Source organism: Vibrio sp. S12_S33, assembly GCF_963889785.1.
GTDB classification, from domain to species: Bacteria; Pseudomonadota; Gammaproteobacteria; order Enterobacterales; family Vibrionaceae; genus Vibrio; species Vibrio aestuarianus.
The window spans coordinates 1-903 of record NZ_CAWPQZ010000180.1; the positions used below are offsets into that span (position 1 = coordinate 1).

Below are 903 nucleotides of genomic sequence, written 5' to 3' on the forward strand. Positions count from 1 at the left end.
TTCACATAACAAGCAATTCAAGTGGATTCTCAACGCGTGACAGTTTTACTATGCGTTAGGTAAAGTGTTTTACGGTGCAATGCAGCGACTTGGTCAGTGCGTTGTTCACCACTTAATTGGGCGTTATACGCTTTAAAGGGAGTTAAAATGAGAAAGTTAAGTGGTTCATGCCTTTGTAATAAGGTCAAAATTGAAGTCCCAGATGAGTTTGAGTACATGGGGAACTGCCATTGCTCTGAGTGTCGGAAGTTTACGGGTTCAGACTATTCTTCAGTTGGTGGCTTAAGCTCAGACAAGTTCGTTTTCACTTCGGGTGAAGAGTTCGTAAGTATTTATAGGAAAAGTGAAGAAACGGAATTAGCCTTCTGTCGTATTTGTGGTTCTAGTTTGTTTTCACGAAAGTTGAAAACAGGCAAACACAATATTCGGCTGGGTGTTTTGGACGAAACTCCAACCCATAAACCGAGCTTTCATATCTTTACAGGCTCGAAAGCACCATGGAATGAAATCTCAGATGATCTAAAACAGTTCGAAAAGGGGCCAGTTAAGTAGCGCTCCCTCGAGCACGCGTATAACAAGCAATTTAAGAGGGATTCACAACGCTTGGCATTTTAGCTTCTACTTCAAATTTAGTGTTTATGGCACAATGTTTTAGGTTTGGGTGGGGGCGTTGTTCACCCCTTAATTGGGCGTTATGCTTTTCGGGAGGATATATGGAAGTTTCGCTGTATGGCGCAAAAGGCTCGAATAGCTCTGAAAGGGTGGAGTGGGTACTGAATTTTAAGGGTATACATTACGATAGAATTGAGATCAGCTCTGACGAACTAACGACAACATACCTAGATATAAATCCTTTTGGATATGTTCCATCTCTTTGTATCGATGGTTCGGTTTTTTCTGAAT

The 903-nt window shown here is 41.4% G+C and carries 2 protein-coding genes; both read left to right on the forward strand.

The window, feature by feature from the left end; all coding sequences use genetic code 11:
- The first annotated feature begins 147 nt into the window (after positions 1-147).
- The gene (locus AACW06_RS19740) at positions 148-552 is read left to right on the forward strand and encodes a GFA family protein (RefSeq protein ID WP_192076358.1); all 405 of its coding nucleotides are present in this window, start codon (positions 148-150) and stop codon (positions 550-552) included.
- A 161-nt stretch (positions 553-713) separates the two neighbouring features.
- On the forward strand, positions 714-903 hold a 190-nt coding region (locus AACW06_RS19745; protein ID WP_192076286.1), incomplete at its 3' end, for a glutathione S-transferase N-terminal domain-containing protein.

Coding starts and splice junctions, on each gene's coding strand:
- AACW06_RS19740 (WP_192076358.1), top strand. CDS start 148: ATGAGAAAGTTAAGTGGTTCATGCCTTTGTAATAAGGTCAAAATTGAA.